The sequence below is a fragment of the uncultured Agrobacterium sp. genome, assembly GCA_913777615.1.
Taxonomy (GTDB): Bacteria; Pseudomonadota; Alphaproteobacteria; order Rhizobiales; family Rhizobiaceae; genus Agrobacterium.
The window spans coordinates 403030-421281 of the sequence record CAJYTK010000013.1; the positions used below are offsets into that span (position 1 = coordinate 403030).

The following is an 18252-nucleotide window of genomic DNA, read 5'->3' on the forward strand; positions in this document are numbered from 1 at the left end:
TAAGCCGACACGAACAAATCGGACCTGTGCTGTTCATTGTAGCGCAAGCGGTGGAAAACACGAATTGGTTTTCCCGATACGCCACGCCTGTACTGGCGTTTCGCCGGAACGAGTGTCGTGAAACCTGTTTGTTCCGGTCGTGCCTGCATAACGCCAGATTCTCGTAAAATGCAAGGCAAAGCCGCCGCGCTAACGGCGGCCCAACTCAATCAGCCGCGTTCACCACGCACAATTGCGGAGCGGATGACAGAAAGCACACGATCCGCCTCGATCCTGGTGCAGATCTTCTGGCTTGGATGGCCATCCCAATTTCCCGGTGGGAAGGTAACACCGTCCGGCTTCTGAATTGTCTGGCCGTCGGCAAGACCGCCGCAAACGACCCGGATCGCGCCGCTGCGCGTTTCGAAAAGTTCAGGGTTCGTCAAATAAACGCAGGCGCAAGAATCATGGACGACCATGCCGTCGCCCGTGCGCATATTGTAAAAGCTGATGTAAAACTGCGAGAGATCAGACAGAAGCTGAACGGCCGCCCCATTTTCCTTGACCATGTCCGCCAGAAAACCGGACGTCATGACCGTTCTCGTGGTGACATCCAGGCCGATGACGGTAACCGGCCACGGTGCGGTGAAAACGAGATCGGCCGCTTCGGGATCGCCGTGGATATTCGCCTCCGCTGCAGGGCTGACATTGCCGTTGATATCGAAGGCCCCACCCATGATGATGACCTCCTTCACCAGAGCCGCGAAATCGGGATCGGTTTTCAGAGCGAGCGCCAAATTGGTCATGCGACCAACGGCAATCAACGTCACTTCGCCGGGATTGGCCTTAACGGTATCGATGATGAAATGGTGGGCTGCACGCGGATCGAGCGGCACATCAACCGTTTCCGGGACGCCAATGTTCCCCAGCCCGTCATCGCCATGAATGAAGGTGGGGAAATGGCCCTCGGCACGCGATGGATCGAATGTCTTGCCAGCGCCTTTCGCAACCGGCGCATCGATCATCCATTGCTGCTTGAGGAACTGCGCATTGCGGGTGGTGATCTCGATCGGCGCGTTTCCAAAAACGGTCGTGACCCCGATGAGATCGATGTCAGGGTGGCGGTGCAGAAAAAGCAGCGCCATTGCATCATCAATACCCGGATCCGTGTCGAAAATTACTTTCTGCATATGTCCCTCATTTAAATTCGGCGGTCTGCTTTGCAGTTGCGTTCGGCGCACAATAACCTCCTGTGCGCACTGCGCAATCTTTTCCGTCCGTCCATTAACGTGACCTGCAAAAGCGGTTGCGGGACAGGGCATTCGGTGCCACAAGCGGCCAGCAAAACATACCGGATGCCTCCCCGTGCAAGACGTCGCCCTCCAGCTTTTCATTATTTTGTTCTTTGTCGCCGTCTTCGCTGGCTTCGTCGATTCGATTGCCGGAGGCGGAGGATTGATCGTGCTGCCGGCGATGCTGATCATGGGTATACCGCCGCTGGAGGCGCTTGGAACCAACAAGCTACAGGCGCAATTCGGATCGGCATCTGCGACCATCGCCTACGCCCGGAAAGGCCACGTCGATCTCAAGACACAATTCCCGATGGCGCTGATGGCCTTGGTCGGCGGCATGGCCGGTGCCTTTACGGCGTCATTCGTTCCGGCGGATGTTCTCAGAGCGATCATGCCGTTCCTGCTCGTGGCCATTGCGGTCTACTTCGCATTCAAACCGAATTTGAGCGATATTGACAGCGAACGCCGTATCACGCCGTTTCTCTTCGGTTTGACGGTGGTCCCTCTGATCGGATTCTACGATGGTGTTTTCGGTCCGGGAGCCGGTTCATTTTATATGCTGGCATTTGTCGGGCTTGCTGGCTTCGGCATGCTGAAGGCGACAGCTCATACGAAACTCTTGAACTTCGGCTCGAATTTCGGCGGTTTTCTGGTGTTCACCTTGAATGGCGCGATCCTGTGGAAGTTAGGCCTAGTCATGGGCTTTGGGCAGTTTCTAGGTGCTCAGATCGGCTCCAGACTGGCCATGAAGAATGGAGCGAAAATCATCCGCCCGCTTCTCGTAATCTCGTGCCTCGCCATGGCTGCGCGTCTTATCCTGGATACGAACGCGCCCTATTCTCTTGGATGGATCATCGGCAAATTCAGCGGATCGTAATCTTTCGCTCACGAAAGATTTCAGGAGACTGAACCGCTCTCCAGCTCCGCCATCTCATCTACATTCTTCAACACAGCGACAGCTGCCATGATACGGCCGTCGGAGGCTCGCAAAGGCGTTATACGACAACGCGTCGCAAACCGCCCATCGCTTCTTATCGTGTGGTGAATGTAATCGATCTTCTCGCCCGCGAAGCACCTATCCAACGCGGGCTTGGCCTGACCATGAAATCCGTCGTCACCGATGAGATCCGCGAGATGACAACCGATGATCGATAGGCGGCTGGTCTTAAAGAAATTTGCATTTGCCTGATTGGAATACAGATAGCGATAGTCAGTCGTAAGGACGACAACACGATCGTCCAGGCTATCCAGAACGACCTCGCTGAAAAGCGGTTGATCGTATGAGACCGGCTTAGCGGGCTTGCCGCGCCCCGCTAATAGCTCCGCAAAATCTACTTGGGAAAACGTCGGTCGATCCAGAAAATACTGATCTATCAGCGCAGACATCATCATGCTTTTACGCACAACCGAAAGCCTGTCATCGGATCCATCTCTAATCAGGGTACACAGGAATTGGAATTGCTGATGCAACTCCTCCCGCGTCAGAGCGGTAAAGGAGAGAATGTCGGCGATGATGACCTGCAGCTCACGATCAAACATTGTGACAAGATCGTCTTCACCTTGACTAACTGCCTGCCTCAACTGAAGATTTTTGATTGCGAAAGCCTGGAAAAACTCCTTAAGCTGTACGTCCATCAAGTTTTTTCCCCGCAGCCCGAAGACCCGTCAAACTGCATTCCTTATTGACGATAGTTTTTTCGAGCACAGAACTACTGCACCGATCACGACAGTCAATATATCATTTCTAATAGCCTACTGATTGGGGAGTATCTTCAAATAGAAGCCGCCCATTTCACTTGCGTCGACAGATCAAGCAACATCCCTACTGCGGCGATCTTCCAATTCTTTGACCACAACGATGGCCCCCACAAGCTTGTAAGACGGCGAATAGCAAGGAGACATCTCGAAAGACTTGACCACGGTGTGACCAAGTTCGTCTTCCGCATAGGTATATTTCTCGGCCTCACCTTTGAAACAGGCGTCCAGTTTGTGACGGAAGATCTGCTGAAAACGGTGGATACCGACGAGCTCTGCAATGTGCTTGCCGATGATATCGCTGCGATCTGACTGTAGCGAGGCGGCATTGGCCGAGTTGGTGTAGTTGATCCGGTAACCCGGCGACACAACAACGACGCGATCGTCCAAATCATCCAACCGGTCTTCATCCAGAATGACGTAGGGGCTCCAGGGCGCATCCTCTTCAGTGCCGGTGCCCCCGTCGCGCGGCAGGCCAGCGCCGATATAGCGATCCACCAGTCGTCTTAAAACCTCCGAATTGCGCTGAACGCAGCCGATGTCTTCGGCTTCTTCATTGAGAAGGTCGATCGCGAAGCGGAACTGTTCGAGAATTTCAGACGAAGAAGCGTTCTTGCGTCCGATAATGCTATCGAGCAGCTTTTCGAGCTCCTTGTCGAGCGCGGCAACTTTCGGCGCATCATTGCGGATGACTGCGCTTTTCAGTTCATTGTAACGCTGCCAGAACGATTCTATCAATCTTTTCAACTCAACACTCCCGAGACGAAGGCACTTCCTGTCCCCAATCTTCTCCGGGCTTATCGTGATGAAACTTCATCACGTGCCCGGAAAACAGGGCGTTTGTGGGTACAAGATCGTCACGCCAATATATTCATAATTATCACAATCCGAGCTGTTTCTACAAATGCCAGAAATAGTAAGGAAGAATAAGCATATCACTTCGAGCAGCAGCTAATGCCTCACTATTTTGTGCCTACCACGTTACCCCATTTTTATTGAAGAAGTAGTTTACTGCAAATAGCAACGACGTGCGATCGGCTGCACTTAAACATGGTCCTTGATGTGCCAACGGTCATGGTACCACAACCACTGACCCGGATATTCACGAACCCAGCTTTCAACTTTGTCATTCAGCAATTGTGCCGTCTTTTGAATGTCGACGCTGCCCTTATCATTCAATGGTATCTCGACTTTCGGCTCGATCTCGAGACGATACCGATTGTCCGGAAGGCGGATGCAACGCGCAGGATAGACATCGCAGCCGAACTGCCGCACCAGCTTGGCAAGCAGCGGATTGGTCTGCACGTTGTGTCCAAAGAACTGAGTCACAAGGCCTTTGCGGAACTTCTGATCCACCAAGACGCCAACACCTGCGCCCCTTTCCAGCTGGCGCGCCAGTGCGAAAGACGAGCCCGCATGCGACGGCACGAGCTTGCCCATTCGTTCTTTGCGGAAATTATAAATCTTCTCCGCCACGTAGGGATTGTTCGGCGGGCGAAAAAGAACGGTCACATCAAGCCCGAAGGCCGATCCGGCGACCGGCAGCAACTCAAAATTTCCGGTATGGGCGGTGAAGACGATAAAAGGACGCGGATTATCACGCAGCTCAAGGAAGGTATCGATGCCGACGACTTCGATGCGACCGGGTTTTGTTTGCTGCGGATCAAAATCGAAGAGGCGGTCGAGGAAAACATATTCGGCGGCAAGACGCCCCATGTTTCCCCAGCTGTCCAATGCGATCTCCAGGCACTCCGCTTCAGACTTTTCAGGATAGGCGCGAGCCAGATTGAAGAGCATCAACTTGTGACGCGGCGTCTTCGGGCCGATCTTGCGTGCAAGTCTATCCGCAAAGCGGATGGCCGGATCTGCAGGCAGCAGTTTCAGCAAGCTCAGAAAACCGAACGCAATCGTCGCGTTGAACCACTGGCGGAAATTTTCAAGCGCGAGAACAATGCGCGTCACAAGAAGCTTCACTGATCAATCCATCCGCAGAACGATCTTACCGAAAACCTGACGGGTCTCCATACGCTCCAGAGCTTTGTCGATATCGTCAAAGGTAACTTCTGTATCGATGACCGGATGGACAAGGCCACGCGCCATTTTCTGCATGGCGTCGGCCATGTTCTGCATACGGCAACCGAAAGAGCCGAGCAGCTTCAACTGCTGCTGGAACAGCATCATCAGATTGATTTCGGTGGAAACGCCCGAGGTCGAGCCACAGGTCACGAGACGGCCGCCGCGCTTCAACGAGAACATCGACCCTGCCCAGGTATCCTTGCCGACATGCTCGAAGACGACATCGACACCCTTCTTCTTGGTCAGTTTGCGGACGACACCCTCGAAGCGATCAACGCGGTAGTTGATGACGTGATCTGCACCGAGTGCCTTGGCACGCTCGATCTTGTCATCCGAACCGACCGTGGTGATGACGGTACAACCCATCTTTTTCGCCAGCTGAATGGCGGCAGTGCCGATACCGGAACCTCCCGCATGAACAAGGATCGTCTCGCCGGGCTGAAGCTTGGCGTTGTCGAACAACATGTGCTCCACCGTGCCGAAAGTCACGGGAGCAAGTGCTGCCGCAACAGCATCGACGCCGGGTGGTGCAAGCACCAGCTGGCGCGCCGGAATGTTGATTTTCTCCTGTGCAAAGCCATCAAGGTGAAAACCATGAACGCCGCCGACATTTTCGCAAAGATTGTCACGGCCGGCGACGCAGTGATGGCAGCGACCACAGATGCGTGCGCCGTAGATGGACACGAGCTGCCCAGGAAGAACATTGGATACACCCGGGCCGATTGCTTCCACCACGCCGGAAGCTTCTGCTCCGATGGTCAGCGGCATCTTACGCTTCGCAAAGGCCATGCCGCGCCAGCCCCAAACATCGATATGGTTCAGCGCAACCGCCTTGACGCGAAGCGTGACTTCCCCCGGTGCCGGCGCTTCTGGCTCTGGCAGATCCACCTTCTCAAGCTTACGGTCGTCGACGAGTTGAAGAGCGCGCATTATAAAAGTCCTCCGCCCGAGGGCGTTACATCGTTTGTCGATTGAGAGTGCCGTGCCTTACCGGATGAACACGCACAGGCCACTCCCATCCATTTCGCACAGACATTGTCCAAAGTCGGACACATACAGAGGGGGAACCGATTAGGCCGGTTCCCGCGTCATGACAAGGCTTGCATTCTGGCCACCGAAGCCGAACGAGTTAGACAGAACGGCACCCACCTGAGCATCACGCTTCACATTCGGCACCACATCCAGCGCGATCGTCGGATCGGGATTGGTGTAGTTGATCGTCGGCGGAAGTGTGCCAGTCAGCATGGTCTGCAACGAGAACACAGCTTCAACTGCACCTGCTGCCGTCAGGGTGTGGCCGATCATAGACTTGTTGGAGGAGACGGGGATCGACTTCAAACCCTCACCGAAGACCGCGAGCATGGAGCCATACTCCATCTTGTCGTTTTCCGGCGTCGAGGTGCCATGCGCATTGACATAGCCGATATCGGCTTCAGATACACCTGCATCGGCAAGTGCGGCATGGATCGTGGCAATTGCCGGGCCGCCATCCGGCGAGGAGCGTGTGCGGTGAAAGCTATCGGCTTTCTCCCCTGCACCCTTAATGATCCCCAGGACCTTCGCACCGCGGGCAACAGCTGCTTCCAGCGATTCCAAAACCAGTGTCGCAGCACCTTCGGCTATGACGAATCCATCGCGGTCCTTGCTGAAAGGCTTCGATGCCTTTTCCGGCGGATCGTTCTGCGTGGACAGTGCGGAGAGGAGCGAGAAGCGGATCAAGGCCTCTGCACTGACTGAACCGTCGGTGGCGACCGTCAGCGCACGGTCCGTGCGGCCCTGGCGAATGGCTTCCACACCAAGCTGAATGGCTGTTGCGCCGGAAGCGCAAGCCGTCGAAAGCGTTACCGGAAGGCCACGTGTGCCGAACCGATCGGAAAGACGTTCCGAGATCGCACCGAAGAGAGCAGCCTCCTGGAAGGCCGGATCGGGACGCTGGCGCAATGCCGCCATGAACCGGTCATAGGCATCGCCTGGCTTTGCCGCTGGTGGCGAACGGTCGGCAAGCTCGAAACGGGCGCTCCATTCCGGCTCGATGGGCGGAGCCGCCAGAAATAGTGGGCCGTTGAAATCGCCGGATAGACCTGCCTGCGCCAGCGCTTCGATTGTGGTTTCACGGGCGAAAGCGAAAGAGCGCTCGACGGAATTCGGCACAGGAATATCGATGAAATCCACCGTGCCGCAAATCTTGGTCGACAGATTATCGGTGGGAAAACGTGTGATCTTGTGGATCCCGGATTTGCCTGAGGTCAAAGCCGCCCAGTTATCGGTCAGTCCCTGCCCGAGGGAGGTGATTATACCCATGCCGGTGACGGCGACGATAGGACGGCCAAGATGATCCCGGAAATTGCTGGATGCCATGGTCTGAACTCCTCAAGCGTCTCTAGAAAGAACGGCGACGCCTTCGCCGCGCACGTGACCGATGGTGGTGACGACCGCTTCTGTTACGGCAGATGCCATAGGCTTTTCCGCAACAGCGTCGAATGGCGGCACTTTTGCGCCGCTCTGGAGAGCGAGCGCAGCGAGCGCCAGGCCAAGGGGGAACTGCGCTTCAAGACCGTGGCCGGTGACGCCGCCGAATCCACGGATAGCAGCATGCGGCAAAGCCTTTTCAAGGATGTTCTTTTCGCGGGCGGTCAATCCGTCAAGTCCACTCGCACCGGAGAAAACGATGGTTTGCGCGGCATCCTTCGCAGGGGCAAGCAGACGCTCTAAACGCTTCTCAAGCTTTCCATCGTCGCGGCTGCCACGATCGCCCTCGATCGCGTCGATGCGCGCGTAGATGTGCGCACCACGAGCCTCGGCGCGCTTGCGCGATTCCAGAACGAGAAACGCGCCGACCGACCCGGTGATCATGCCACCACCCTCCCCGTCCGCGCGTGACCAAAGAGGTTGCCAGTCGCCTTGAGCGTGCGCGCCGACCGCTTCGAACAGAAGTGTCATATCCGGACGTTCGGCCGCGAATGCACCGCCAACAAGCGCATGGCTCGATTCGCCGGAACGGATGCGATAGAAGGCGGTCTCGACAGCCGAAATACCAGCGGCCTCCTCACCCATGAAGGTCCGCGACGAACCGGTGACCTTGTGAACGATGGAGATGTTGCCAGCCATCAGGTTGGAAAGTTGGGCGAGAAACAGCGTCGGACGAAGCTCGGTCGTCAGCTTCTCGTTGAGCATGACTTCGCGGTCGTTGCGCTTCAAGCCTTCGTCGACGATCAGCGTATCGACATTGATGTCTCGCTCCCCACCCCCGGCTGCGACGATCATGTCCATCGTGCCACAAGCTTCTGCGTCTTCTTTCAGACCGGCATCGTCGAGCGCAAGACCGGCGGCGAACACACCAAGGCGCTGCCAGTTTTCCATCTGGCGCTGATCCTTGCGACCGATTTGCGCCGACCAGTCGATCTCCGGCAGAGGATGGATCGGATAAGGCGCGAACTTCTCCGTCTCGACAATCGGCTCCGGCGTCGTCGTACTGGAAAGAAGAGCGATATGGGCATCTTTGCCAACACCATGACAGGTCACGATACCGACCCCGGTAATCACCACATCATTGTCAGACTTCATCATCCGTGATCCTTCGTCGCTTTTCCGGAACACTTCGCCGGGCCAGCTCTTAAAAACGGCTAAGACGCCGCACGTGCCATGCGGAATAATGCGCGCGGTGCGGCTTTGCAATGGCGAAGGCTACCGGACCTTACGCATTGCGTGATTTTTCAGCATTTTGGAGGCGCATATAGCGCTTTTTCAATCAGGGAGAAGTATCGGCCGCGATGGCCGCCATCAGGCCCACTTCCTCTGCGCGCTTCTTGACGATCGGCGCGAGTGGAATTTCTGAAAATGGCATGGTGCGAAGCTTCAACTGCGCATCACAGACCTTCTTGCCGGCTGACGTTATCTTGGCCTTGGTCACCGCGAAACCCGATCCGTCGTGCTCAAGATAGGCCTCGATATCCAGTTCGGCATTAGGCTCGACGAATGTGCGCATCTTGGCGCTGTCGACGGACATCAGGAACGGCATGGCGGCAAAGTCCGTCATGGCAAGGACCAGCATGCCGGAGGTCTGAGCCATCGTTTCGATCAAGAGCACACCTGGAACGAGCGGCATGCCTGGAAAGTGCCCTTCGAAGACCGGGCTTTTATCGGGCACGATGGATCGAGCCTTCAAGATGCGGGCGGATCTGTCGATAGACTCGATTCGGTCCACCATCTGAAAATATTCGAGAAGCATGTCTTGTCCGTGGAATAGAGAGCAGAGCCATGAACTGCCGTTACGCCGCCCTCCGGGCTTGGAATGCAATCAGCCGCGATCGGATCTGATCGGATCTGCAGCCCCAGAAATGGCATAGCGCCGCAAATGCGGCGCTCTAGTTCAGGCTTGCGAGTGGAGTGACGCAGAGGATGCCCGCACAACGGGCACCGGCATCAATCAGCCCTTTGCGGCTTTCAACTCATCGATCTTGGCGCAGAGGTTCTTCAGAACGAAGTATTCTTCGGTCGAAACCTTGCCCTCGTTAACTTCCTGCGTCCACTGCTCGAGCGGAATCTTGATGCCGAATTCCTTGTCGATAGCGAAAACGATATCGAGGAAGTCCAGGCTGTCGATGCCGAGATCGTCGATGGTGTGGCTTTCCGGCGTAATGGTTTCGCGATCGATTTCGCTAGTATCAGCGATGATGTCGGCAACCTTATCGAATGTAGCTGTCACGCCCGTATCCTTTGTGTTCTTACTTATAAAGGTCTCTTCAGAGGCACCACATAGGGAAGTTGCATCAAAAAGCCAATGGTTTCGTGATACAGCGCGATATTTTGGATGATATGTGTTGCGCACTCCCTACAGTCAAACCGCCAGAGAGTGGCGCCCTCGCCCATTCGAGAGGTAGGTATCAAACGTCGCGGCAATGCTGCGCGCAAACGGCTTGCCGGTTTCCGTCAAGGCGAAATGATCGGCCTCCAGATGGACGAGCCCATCGCGATCGCCCGAAGCAAACAGCTTGGCTTCCTCGATGGCCGGCAAAGCCAGCTCTCCATAAAGCGCAGTCAAAGCGGAAAGATCGAGTGCAAAGTCGCACATGATCCTTTCTATAACGAACGCGCGGACCCTGTCTTCTGCCGAAAGCGCGATGCCGCGCACGACACATAGGCCTTCGGCATCGGCCATTCGCTCATACTCCCCTGTCGCCACCATGTTCTGCACGTAGCCTTGTGGCAGCTTGCCGATGGCCGATGCACCAAGCCCGATCAGCGCATCCGCACTGTCATCTGTATAACCCTGGAAGTTGCGCCGAAGTTCTCCCTCCTTCACCGCCAGCGCCAGAGTGTCTCCGGGCCTGGCGAAATGATCGATTCCGATTGCCTCGTAACCTGCCTCTACCAGCATTTCGGCTGCGGTCTTCATCTGCCAGTATCGAGCGAGCACATCCGGCAGCGCCTGCTGCGGAATCATCGTCTGATGCTTCTTCATCCATGGCACATGCGCATAGCCGAACAGCGCAACGCGGTCGGGGCTGAGAGACACGATCTTCTCGATAGTGGCGCGCAGAGTGTCGAGTGTTTGGTGCGGAAGGCCGTAGAGTACGTCGCAGTTGACCGAGTGAGCACCCCTCGCCCGTACCGCATCGACTACGGATTGCGTTTGCTCGAAGCTCTGCATTCGGTTGATGGTGGTCTGTACCTTCAGATCGAAATCCTGCACGCCAATGCTCGCCCGGGTCATACCGATCTCGGCAAGCGCATCATAGCGTCCCTCATCGACATCGTTGGGGTCGATCTCCACACTGATTTCAGCATCGTGGGCAAATGAGAACACCGAACGAAGATGCCCCATTAGCTCGACCAGGTCTTCGGGCTTTACCATCGTCGGGGAGCCGCCACCGAAATGCACTGCGGTGACCTGAACACTTGGTGCTACCAGACCAGCCACAGCTTCGATTTCGCTGTGAAGCGCTTTGAGATAAGAGGCGATAGGCTCGTAGCGGAGCGTATGCTTCGTGTGACAGGCGCAGAACCAGCAAAGCCGGTCGCAATAAGGTATATGAATGTAGAGAGACAGCCGGTTTTGCGAATCAAGCGCCTGAAGCCAGGCCGCATATTCCCCCGTTCCGATGCCTTCATGAAAGTGCGGTGCTGTCGGGTAGCTCGTGTAGCGGGGTACGGCCGAGGAATATTTCTTCAATAGATGCTCGGCCATCGCGCGCCCTTTTTTAGCATGTATCAATTCTGCGACTAAGAGATACATGCTGCGACAGTTTGCAACTTTGACTTCGATCAAATTAGCTAATAAACATTCTGCTCAGAAGCGGTGTGGGGACACGCGCTTCAGGGGATCGATGTGACGGGCTTCGGGATGACCTGACGACAGACCCGTTCGACTTGGACGTGATAAATGGACACTCTGCAGAAGACCATCCATAACTCGGACATGCCTGTCGTTTGCCGCGCATGCGAAGCGCGCCATGGCGGGCTTTGTGGTGTGCTCACGCCGACCCAGCTTGGGGAGCTGAACCGTCAGTCCAGCCGTAAGAAATTCGAGACGGGCAACGAGCTGCTCGGCCAGGGCGAACTGGTACCCTACTACGCCAACATTTTGAACGGGGTCGTCAAGCTTTCGAAAATGATGTCGGATGGCCGTCAGCAGATTGTCGGGCTGCAATTTGCGCCCGATTTTCTGGGCCGTCCCTTCAATGCAGAAAGCAGCATGACGGCGGAAGCCGCGACGGACGTGGAAATCTGCCTTTTCCCGCGCCGCGTGGTAGACCGGATGATCGTCGATGTGCCGAATATGGAGCGTAAGCTGCACGGCCAGTCGCTCAAGGAACTCGACGAAGCGCGAGACTGGATGCTGACGCTGGGGCGTAAATCGGCGCAGGAAAAAGTCGCAAGCTTCCTTTATCTGATCGCAAAGCATATCGATCCCGAAAAAGGCGACGCCTCGTGTTTCGATCTGCCGTTGTCGCGCGCCGATATTGCAGATTTTCTCGGTCTGACCATCGAAACCGTCAGCCGTCAAATGACCAGGCTCAAGAAAGAAGGCATCATTCGGATTGAGAACAACCGGCATATCACAGTGCCTGATCTCGACGCGCTCAATGACGCTGCGGGCAACGACTGACGGTCTTCATCTGTCCCAGTGCAGATTCTTGAGCGATACGCCAAACATATAGGGCGCTTTTGCTTCCGCCGGTGTAAAAATCGTTCCCGTCAGGATCAACATCACAAAAAAGCACTTCATCGTCACGCTCCCCAGCGCCTGCCACCGAATGGCCTCCCTGAGAACACGTTATATCCGATAAGATACTCTTTTCATTTAAGGAATTCGGTTATCGGCAGATGCGACAAATGTATCGAAAGCGCTGCTTCGCAGTCTCAATTCGTTAAGATACGTCTGGAGTATAGCGTGCGTCGTCACTCGACATTCACTGATTGCGCCGGAAGCGCATGTCCATTATAAGGCATCCATCCACAAGGACCCGGTGAAAATCCGGGTGGCTCTTCTGGCCGCCGATCCGCCAGACAACACAGCAACGCAACCTGTTTCATTTTTTAAGGACCGAGTCCCGCTCGGCCCGTTGCAACAACTGTGGTAACTCATTCATGCAAACTTTCACACACTACCGTCAGGAGTGGTTCTCCAATATTCGTGGAGACGTGCTCTCCGGCATCGTCGTCGCGCTTGCTCTGATTCCAGAGGCGATCGGCTTTTCAGTCATCGCCGGTGTCGATCCCAAAGTCGGACTTTACGCCTCGTTTGCCATTGCCTGTGTCGCGGCTTTCGTCGGCGGTCGTCCCGGAATGATCTCGGCTGCGACGGCCGCAACCGCCGTAGTTATGGTCTCTCTCGTCAAAGAACACGGGCTTCAATATCTCTTCGCTGCCACGATCCTGATGGGTGTCATACAGATCGTTGCTGGCTGGTTGAAACTCGGCCGCGTGATGCGCTTCGTGTCCCGCTCGGTCATTACGGGTTTTGTCAACGCTTTGGCCATTCTGATCTTTATGGCGCAGTTGCCTGAACTGATCGGTGTTCCCAGCCTGACCTATGTCATGATCGCAGGTGGCCTCGCGATTATCTATCTCTTTCCGTATGTGACGAAGGCAATACCCTCGCCTCTGGTTGCGATTGCCGTCCTGACGGTGATCGCATGGTGGACCGGAATTGAACTGCGCACAGTGGGCGACCTTGGCGAACTCCCGTCCAGCTTTCCAATCCTGACATTTCCGCAGGTGCCGATGACTTGGGAGACGCTTCGGATCATCCTCCCCTATTCCGTCACACTCGCAGCCGTGGGCCTCCTTGAGTCGCTTCTCACTGCGCAAATCGTCGACGACATGACCGATACGCCGAGCAACAAGAGCCAGGAATGCGTGGGCCAGGGCGCTGGCAATATTGCCTCAGCGCTGATCGGTGGAATGGGGGGCTGCGCGATGATAGGGCAGTCCGTGATCAATGTGACGTCCGGTGGCCGGGGAAGGCTTTCGACATTTGTCGCAGGCGCCTTTCTGCTGTTTCTGATTGTCGTGCTTGATGACCTTGTCCGTATCATACCTATGGCAGCGCTCGTTGCCGTCATGATCATGGTGTCGATCGGAACATTTTCCTGGCGCTCCATTCTCGACCTGCGCAAGAATCCGCTGCCGTCATCGGTTGTGATGCTCGCAACGGTCGTCACTGTCGTGACAACGCACGATCTTGCAAAGGGCGTTATCGTCGGCGTTCTACTGTCCGGCATCTTCTTTGCCGGCAAGGTTTCCAAGCTCTTTCGAGTCACTCGAAGCGAAGAGATCGTGGCGAAAACCGTGACTTATGTCGTGGAAGGCCAAATCTTCTTTGCCTCGGCAGAGAACTTTATCCGCGCCTTCGATTTCAACGAACAGGTAGACCAGATCAACATCGATGTTTCCGCTGCCCATCTCTGGGACATCACCGCAGTGGGCGCGCTGGACAAGGTGGTATTGAAATATCGACGAGCCGGAATTCAGGTCGACGTGGTAGGCTTCAACCAGGCCAGCGCTGAGATGGTCGACAAGTTCGCGCTTCACGACAAAAGCGAACGGCTGGCTGCCAGTGCAACCCTACACTAGCAAAGGTTTGGGCCATTCGCTTGAATGGCCCTTTGCTTTTGCACTGACGATACGAGTTCTATAATTTCGTCTCGCGTCACTGTGAGGCAGCAGGCGTCGCCACAGGCTTTTGTTGCTCTGACAGAGCACGAAGTTCTGCAACGCGACGCTTATACTCGGCCTCGGTGATCTGGCCGCGACGGCGCGCCGCACCAAGAGCGGTCAGGTTCTGCTCCATGGTCGAAGCTTCGTTTTCTTCCATTTGTGGCATTGCCGCCGTCATGGGCTTGGCAAAGGTCGGGAAAGTCCCCGTGTCACGCTTCTGCAACGGCCCGCCGCTCACAGGCTGAGCGCCAACGATTTGCGCCTTGGGTCTTTCCATATGGGCAGGATCGACGATTGGAGCCGGTGTGGTACAGGCGGCTAACGGCAGAATCAGGCCGCAAACCGACAGCATCGACGCCGTATTTATGCTTCCCGAATGCTTGCCCATTATCCTGCCCCACCTATAAGGTATCCATGGTTTTGCGAACGCGCTGAAACGGCGCCCGTGTCGGTGGAACTTGTATTCGTTTTCGTACAGAATGTGCAAATACAAAAATCGCCACGAAGGAGAACGTATGGCGGGCAATAGAGGCGGACCGAACGATCCTGACGAAAGGGGATCCAGTTACGATCCCAAATCCGCCGATGCCTATATTCTGCGTGATCCTCAAGCCTTCGCCATGAATATCGCCAGAGCTGTGGAAAATCTCGGAAAGGCAGCGTCCGAATGGCTCGCGCCGCGAGAACGCGGCGAAATTCCACAAACCGATGCCAGCCCTATGAGCGATGTATTTCAGACATTGTCCGACGTGGCTGAATACTGGATGGCAGAGCCGAAGCGCTCCGTGGAGGCACAGACTCATCTTCTTTCGAGCTATTTCGAAATCTGGCAAGCGTCTTTGATCCGACTTTCAGAGGATAAGGGCAACTCCGGGACGGAGAGAACCGCTTCCGAAAAACCACGCAGCCACAAGCGCTTCAGCGATGAGGACTGGAACGTAAATCCGTTCTTCGATTTCCTGCAGAAGGTCTATTTCGCAACTGCCGACTGGGCAGAGAAAATGGTGGCCGAGGCCGAAGGTCTCGACGAGCGTACCCGCGAAAAGGCGCGCTTCTACATGCGTCAGATGACGGAGGCGATTTCACCGGCTAACTTCGCCTTCACCAATCCACAGGTCTTTCGCGAGACGGTCGCCACCAGCGGGGCAAACCTCGTCAAGGGTATGGCGCAACTGGCCGAGGACATGGCCGCGGGTAAAGGTCACCTGAAGCTTCGCCAAACGGATTACAGCAAGTTTGTCATCGGTCAGAACATCGCCGTCTCATCGGGCAAGGTCATTGCGCGTAGCGAACTTTGCGAAATCATCCACTACGCGCCTTCGACCGAGACGGTGTTCAAACGCCCTCTCCTGATCATTCCCCCATGGATCAACAAATTCTATATTCTCGACCTCAATGCGAGGAAATCCTTTGTTAAGTGGTCAGTCGATCAGGGTCACAGCGTCTTTATGATCTCCTGGGTCAATCCAGATGCGAGACACGCTGAAAAAGGTTGGGAAGACTACATCCGTGAAGGTATAGATTTCGCGCTTGCGGCGATCGAACAGGCAACGGGCGAGCGCGAGGTCAACGCGGCAGGATACTGCATCGGTGGCACGCTTCTTTCGGCCACGCTCGCACTTCACGCCCAGGAAAATAACGATCGTATCCGTACGGCGACATTGCTGGCAGCACAGACGGATTTCACCCATGCGGGCGAGCTGAAAATCTTCGTAGACGAGCCTCAGCTTGCAGCACTCGACGCTCATATGAAAGCCGTTGGCTATCTGGACGGCGCAATCATGGCAGGCGTGTTCAACCTGCTGCGCGCCTCCGATCTGATCTGGCCCTACATGGTCGACAACTATCTGCGGGGCACGCAACCGCCACCGTTCGACCTGCTCTACTGGAACTCCGATTCCACCCGTGTGACAGCGGCCAATCACTCGTTCTATTTGCGTAACTGCTATTTGGAGAACAATCTGGCGGAAGGCCGGATGCACGTCCGTGGCAAAGTGCTGAACCTCAAGGATGTGACAGTGCCCGTCTACCATCTAGCCACGCGCGACGACCATATCGCTCCGGCAAAATCAGTGTTCGAAGGCGCAAAGCTTTTCGGTGGGCCTGTTGAGTTCGTACTCGGCGGCTCAGGTCACATAGCAGGTGTTGTCAATCCGCCGGATGCCGGAAAGTATCAATACTGGACAGGGCCATCACCAACAGGTGACATTGAGGAATGGCAGCAAGGGAACCAGGTCCATACGGGGTCCTGGTGGCCGCATTGGCAGCGCTGGATCGAGGCACAGAGCGCGCAAAAGGTTGCGGCTCGCGTTCCGGGCGATGGGCAACTGACCCCGCTTGGTGACGCGCCTGGAACCTATGTTCTTGAATGATGTACACGTTAGAACGACACTCCCGCCATGCGCTTTGATTCTCCGCTTGTGCCCGCCACGCTCATATCCCGTTATAAGCGTTTTCTCTTCGATGCCGTTCTGGCCGACGGCACAACAATTACCGGGTCATGTCCCAATACAGGATCCATGCGCGGCTTGACCACGCCGGGCTCACGCATCTGGCTCTCCGAGCATGACAGCCCGACCCGGAAGTATCGCCATATGCTGGAAATGGTGGAAGCGGACGGCATGATCGTCGGCATCAACACGGGAATGCCAAACAAGCTGGCGGAGGAGGCGCTTCTTGCCAATCGAATCCCTTCGCTTCGCGGCTATGACACGCTGAAGCGAGAGCAGCGATATGGTATCAATTCCCGGATCGATTTTCTCCTGTCAGCAGCAGGACGACCGGACGCCTATGTCGAGGTAAAAAACGTGCATTTCATGCGCGAACCGGGACTGGCAGAGTTCCCGGATACCGCCACCAAGCGCGGAGCAAAACATCTGGATGAACTGGCTGACGCTGCGCAAGCCGGCCACCGCGCCGTGATGCTCTACCTGATCCAGCGCTCAGACTGTCACCGGATGCGCATCTGCTCAGACCTCGATCCCATTTATGCGGCAGCGTTCCAGCGCGCAAAGGGGCGCGGTGTCGAGGCTTACGCCATCAATTGTGATATCTCACCGCTGGAAATCGTTGCAAGCCGCATGGTTGCAATAGACGACTGGCCCACTGCTGCTTTATGAACGCAGGTGAACGTAAGACAGAAAGCGATAGAATGGTCACCTATATCGACGCGGCATCGGCTCCTTTGAAGAATACAGGCGTTATCCGCCTTTATAACTCGGAAGATTTCGAGGGCATGCGCAAGGCAAGTCAGTTGACTGCGCGATGCCTCGATGCACTTGCAGACATTGTAAAGCCGGGCGTGACGACCAATGCCATCGACCGCGTCGTCTTCGAGTTTGGCGCAGATCACGGCGCTCTTCCTGCAACGCTCAATTATCGCGGCTATACCAAATCCGTCTGCACATCCATCAACCATGTCGTATGTCATGGCATTCCAGACGATAAGCCGCTGCGCGAAGGCGATATCGTAAATATCGATGTGACCTACGTCCTTGATGGCTGGTATGGTGATTCGAGCCGCATGTATCCCGTCGGCCAGATAAAACGATCAGCAGAGCGTCTGCTTGAAGTGACCTATGAGTGCCTCCTGCGCGGCATCGCTGCGGTAAAGCCGGGTGTGCGAACCGGCGCTATCGGCGCAGCCATCCAGGCCTATGCAGAAGGAGAGCGCTGCTCTGTCGTGACGGATTTTTGCGGCCATGGTGTTGGTCGCCTCTTCCATGACACGCCGAACATTCTGCATTACGGCAAGGAGAGCGACGGCCCGGAAATCCGCGAAGGCATGATCTTCACCATCGAGCCGATGATCAATCTCGGCAAGCCGCATGTTAAAGTTCTATCTGACGGCTGGACGGCGGTTACACGAGACCGATCCCTGTCGGCACAATACGAGCATGCGGTCGGTGTGACCGCTACGGGATGCGAGGTCTTCACCCTGTCTCCGGGCGGTTTCGACAGGCCTGGCTTACCTCCGCTCTAACAGCAA

Annotated in this window: 17 protein-coding genes and 1 other annotated feature; of the genes, 6 read left to right on the forward strand and 11 right to left on the reverse strand. The window is 55.8% G+C overall.

Going from position 1 to position 18252, the window contains the following annotated elements; genetic code table 11:
- Positions 1 to 209: 209 nt before the first annotated feature.
- Complete coding sequence (locus QZ862_RS13505; RefSeq protein ID WP_296100519.1) at positions 210 to 1169, reverse strand: nucleoside hydrolase; 960 nt, start codon at positions 1167 to 1169, stop codon at positions 210 to 212.
- 175 nt (positions 1170 to 1344) lie between these two features.
- Between QZ862_RS13505 and QZ862_RS13510 the strand changes: the two genes are divergently transcribed.
- Complete coding sequence (locus tag QZ862_RS13510) at positions 1345 to 2148, forward strand: TSUP family transporter (protein ID WP_296100521.1); 804 nt, start codon at positions 1345 to 1347, stop codon at positions 2146 to 2148.
- 20 nt (positions 2149 to 2168) lie between these two features.
- Here the strand turns inward: QZ862_RS13510 and QZ862_RS13515 are convergent, their stop codons facing one another.
- The 9 genes from QZ862_RS13515 to hemN all read right to left on the reverse strand — a co-directional run bounded on the left by QZ862_RS13515 (position 2169) and on the right by hemN (position 11289).
- The gene (locus tag QZ862_RS13515) at positions 2169 to 2906 is read right to left on the reverse strand and encodes a PAS domain-containing protein (RefSeq protein ID WP_296100522.1); all 738 of its coding nucleotides are present in this window, start codon (positions 2904 to 2906) and stop codon (positions 2169 to 2171) included.
- 174 nt (positions 2907 to 3080) lie between these two features.
- On the reverse strand, positions 3081 to 3773 hold the full coding sequence (locus QZ862_RS13520; RefSeq protein ID WP_296100524.1) for a hypothetical protein: 693 nt from the start codon (positions 3771 to 3773) through the stop codon (positions 3081 to 3083).
- A 297-nt stretch (positions 3774 to 4070) separates the two neighbouring features.
- Positions 4071 to 5000, reverse strand: a complete 930-nt coding sequence (locus tag QZ862_RS13525) for a lipid A biosynthesis lauroyl acyltransferase (protein WP_296036709.1) — start codon at positions 4998 to 5000, stop codon at positions 4071 to 4073.
- A 3-nt stretch (positions 5001 to 5003) separates the two neighbouring features.
- Complete coding sequence (locus QZ862_RS13530) at positions 5004 to 6032, reverse strand: zinc-binding dehydrogenase (RefSeq protein WP_296018392.1); 1029 nt, start codon at positions 6030 to 6032, stop codon at positions 5004 to 5006.
- A 141-nt stretch (positions 6033 to 6173) separates the two neighbouring features.
- On the reverse strand, positions 6174 to 7460 hold the full coding sequence (locus QZ862_RS13535; RefSeq protein WP_296036711.1) for a beta-ketoacyl-ACP synthase: 1287 nt from the start codon (positions 7458 to 7460) through the stop codon (positions 6174 to 6176).
- Positions 7461 to 7472: 12 nt separating this feature from the next.
- Positions 7473 to 8669, reverse strand: coding sequence for a beta-ketoacyl-ACP synthase (locus QZ862_RS13540; RefSeq protein ID WP_296100526.1), 1197 nt, complete (start codon positions 8667 to 8669; stop codon positions 7473 to 7475).
- 181 nt (positions 8670 to 8850) lie between these two features.
- Positions 8851 to 9330 (reverse strand): 3-hydroxyacyl-ACP dehydratase FabZ family protein, encoded by a 480-nt coding sequence (locus QZ862_RS13545; RefSeq protein WP_296081204.1) that lies wholly within the window; start codon positions 9328 to 9330, stop codon positions 8851 to 8853.
- 198 nt (positions 9331 to 9528) lie between these two features.
- Entirely contained in the window at positions 9529 to 9807 is a 279-nt protein-coding gene (locus QZ862_RS13550; protein ID WP_027675812.1) for an acyl carrier protein, read from the reverse strand.
- Positions 9808 to 9939: 132 nt separating this feature from the next.
- Entirely contained in the window at positions 9940 to 11289 is a 1350-nt protein-coding gene (gene hemN, locus QZ862_RS13555; protein WP_296100527.1) for an oxygen-independent coproporphyrinogen III oxidase, read from the reverse strand.
- A 195-nt stretch (positions 11290 to 11484) separates the two neighbouring features.
- On the opposite strand from hemN, the gene fnrN reads away from it, so the two are divergent.
- The gene (fnrN, locus tag QZ862_RS13560; RefSeq protein WP_296036720.1) at positions 11485 to 12210 is read left to right on the forward strand and encodes a transcriptional regulator FnrN; all 726 of its coding nucleotides are present in this window, start codon (positions 11485 to 11487) and stop codon (positions 12208 to 12210) included.
- Positions 12211 to 12561: 351 nt separating this feature from the next.
- Positions 12562 to 12617, forward strand: a sequence feature (sul1 is cis-regulatory element that is thought to sense ions involved in sulfur or methionine metabolism; They are found in Alphaproteobacteria).
- Positions 12618 to 12692: 75 nt separating this feature from the next.
- Positions 12693 to 14180, forward strand: coding sequence for a SulP family inorganic anion transporter (locus QZ862_RS13565; protein WP_296100529.1), 1488 nt, complete (start codon positions 12693 to 12695; stop codon positions 14178 to 14180).
- Between the two features lie 76 nt (positions 14181 to 14256).
- Here the strand turns inward: QZ862_RS13565 and QZ862_RS13570 are convergent, their stop codons facing one another.
- Positions 14257 to 14652, reverse strand: coding sequence for a hypothetical protein (locus tag QZ862_RS13570; protein ID WP_296100531.1), 396 nt, complete (start codon positions 14650 to 14652; stop codon positions 14257 to 14259).
- 127 nt (positions 14653 to 14779) lie between these two features.
- On the opposite strand from QZ862_RS13570, the gene phaC reads away from it, so the two are divergent.
- Genes phaC through map form a run of 3 tightly spaced genes read left to right on the forward strand, consistent with a single transcriptional unit; the run spans position 14780 to position 18246 of the window.
- Positions 14780 to 16636, forward strand: a complete 1857-nt coding sequence (phaC, locus tag QZ862_RS13575) for a class I poly(R)-hydroxyalkanoic acid synthase (RefSeq protein ID WP_296100532.1) — start codon at positions 14780 to 14782, stop codon at positions 16634 to 16636.
- Between the two features lie 27 nt (positions 16637 to 16663).
- Positions 16664 to 17383 carry a DNA/RNA nuclease SfsA gene (gene sfsA, locus QZ862_RS13580; protein WP_296100533.1) on the forward strand — a complete coding sequence of 240 codons (720 nt, stop codon included), beginning with the start codon at positions 16664 to 16666 and terminating at the stop codon, positions 17381 to 17383.
- Between the two features lie 32 nt (positions 17384 to 17415).
- A complete protein-coding gene (gene map, locus QZ862_RS13585; protein ID WP_296036731.1) occupies positions 17416 to 18246 on the forward strand; it encodes a type I methionyl aminopeptidase in 831 nt (276 codons plus the stop codon).
- The last annotated feature ends 6 nt before the right edge of the window (positions 18247 to 18252 follow it).

What these genes read in the sequence shown, in the direction of transcription:
- QZ862_RS13540 (WP_296100526.1), bottom strand. Translation starts at nt 8,669, where the DNA reads ATGATGAAGTCTGACAATGATGTGGTGATTACCGGGGTCGGTATCGTG.
- sfsA (WP_296100533.1), top strand. Translation starts at nt 16,664, where the DNA reads ATGCGCTTTGATTCTCCGCTTGTGCCCGCCACGCTCATATCCCGTTAT.
- hemN (WP_296100527.1), bottom strand. Translation starts at nt 11,289, where the DNA reads ATGGCCGAGCATCTATTGAAGAAATATTCCTCGGCCGTACCCCGCTAC.
- QZ862_RS13535 (WP_296036711.1), bottom strand. Translation starts at nt 7,460, where the DNA reads ATGGCATCCAGCAATTTCCGGGATCATCTTGGCCGTCCTATCGTCGCC.
- map (WP_296036731.1), top strand. Translation starts at nt 17,416, where the DNA reads ATGGTCACCTATATCGACGCGGCATCGGCTCCTTTGAAGAATACAGGC.
- fnrN (WP_296036720.1), top strand. Translation starts at nt 11,485, where the DNA reads ATGGACACTCTGCAGAAGACCATCCATAACTCGGACATGCCTGTCGTT.
- QZ862_RS13565 (WP_296100529.1), top strand. Translation starts at nt 12,693, where the DNA reads ATGCAAACTTTCACACACTACCGTCAGGAGTGGTTCTCCAATATTCGT.
- phaC (WP_296100532.1), top strand. Translation starts at nt 14,780, where the DNA reads ATGGCGGGCAATAGAGGCGGACCGAACGATCCTGACGAAAGGGGATCC.
- QZ862_RS13545 (WP_296081204.1), bottom strand. Translation starts at nt 9,330, where the DNA reads ATGCTTCTCGAATATTTTCAGATGGTGGACCGAATCGAGTCTATCGAC.
- QZ862_RS13530 (WP_296018392.1), bottom strand. Translation starts at nt 6,032, where the DNA reads ATGCGCGCTCTTCAACTCGTCGACGACCGTAAGCTTGAGAAGGTGGAT.
- QZ862_RS13515 (WP_296100522.1), bottom strand. Translation starts at nt 2,906, where the DNA reads ATGGACGTACAGCTTAAGGAGTTTTTCCAGGCTTTCGCAATCAAAAAT.
- QZ862_RS13570 (WP_296100531.1), bottom strand. Translation starts at nt 14,652, where the DNA reads ATGGGCAAGCATTCGGGAAGCATAAATACGGCGTCGATGCTGTCGGTT.
- QZ862_RS13505 (WP_296100519.1), bottom strand. Translation starts at nt 1,169, where the DNA reads ATGCAGAAAGTAATTTTCGACACGGATCCGGGTATTGATGATGCAATG.